Annotated in this window: 1 protein-coding gene; it reads left to right on the forward strand. The window is 71.9% G+C overall.

The window, feature by feature from the left end; all coding sequences use genetic code 11:
- The coding region (gene hutU, locus AB0N07_RS51255) for a urocanate hydratase (protein ID WP_365847896.1) at positions 1 to 1,216 on the forward strand (1,216 nt) is incomplete at its 5' end.
- Positions 1,217 to 1,296: the final 80 nt, after the last annotated feature.

A 1,296-nucleotide genomic window follows, 5' to 3' on the forward strand; every position in this document is an offset into this window, starting at 1 on the left:
GAAGTACGACGGCACCCTCAAGGGCACCCTCACCCTCACCGGCGGCTGCGGTGGCATGGGCGGCGCCCAGCCCCTGGCCGTCACCCTCAACGGCGGCGTCTGCCTGATCGTGGACGTCTCGGAGGACCGCCTGCGCCGCCGCATGGGCAAGCGCTACCTGGACGAGGTCGAGACCGACCTGGACAAGGCCGTGGCACGCGTCATGCAGGCCAAGAACGACGGCGAGGCCGTCTCCGTGGGCCTTGTGGGCAACGCCGCCGAGGTCTTCCCCGAGCTGCTCGAGCGCCAGAAGCGCGGCGAGATCGAGATCGACATCGTCACGGACCAGACCTCCGCGCACGATCCGCTGTCCAACCTGCCGATCGAGGTCACCGAGGCCGACTGGCAGGCCGAGGCCGAGGCCGACCCGGAGACCTTCACCAAGAAGGCCCAGGAGTCCATGGCCCGTCAGGTGGAGGCCATGGTCGGTTTCCAGGACATCGGCGCCGAGGTCTTCGACTACGGCAACTCCATCCGCGACGAGGCCCGCAAGGCCGGCTACTCCCGCGCCTTCGAGTTCCCGGGCTTCGTCCCGGCCTACATCCGCCCGCTGTTCTGCGAGGGCCTCGGCCCGTTCCGCTGGGCCGCGCTCTCCGGCGACCCGGAGGACATCCGCGTGACCGACGAGGCCCTGAAGGAGCTGTTCCCCGAGAACGAGCACCTGCACCGCTGGCTGGACGGCGCCGCCGAGTTCGTGGAGTTCGAGGGCCTGCCGGCCCGCATCTGCTGGCTGGGCTACGGCGAGCGCCACAAGGCCGGCCTGCTCTTCAACCAGCTCGTGGCCGAGGGCAAGGTCAAGGCGCCGATCGTGATCGGCCGCGACCACCTCGACTCCGGCTCCGTGGCCTCCCCGTACCGCGAGACCGAGTCCATGCTGGACGGCTCCGACGCGATCGCCGACTGGCCGCTGCTAAACGCCCTGACCGCCACCTCCTCCGGCGCCACCTGGGTGTCGATCCACCACGGCGGCGGCGTCGGCATCGGCCGGTCCATCCACGCCGGCCAGGTGGGCGTGGCCGACGGCACCGAGCTGGCCGCGGCCAAGCTCGAGGCGCTGCTCACCAACGACCCCGGCATGGGCGTCATCCGCCACGTCGACGCCGGCTACTCCCGCGCCGCCGAGGTGGCGAAGGAGCGCGGCGTCCGTGTGCCCATGGAGGCCACGATCCGGGACTGACCCCGGTCACGTCGCCGGACGACGGTGCCGCCGCGCCGCCGCCGTCCGACGTCTTCACCGCCGCGAGCCGGACGGGCGGC

The sequence above is a fragment of the Streptomyces sp. NPDC051172 genome (assembly GCF_040682555.1).
Taxonomy (GTDB): Bacteria; Actinomycetota; Actinomycetes; order Streptomycetales; family Streptomycetaceae; genus Streptomyces.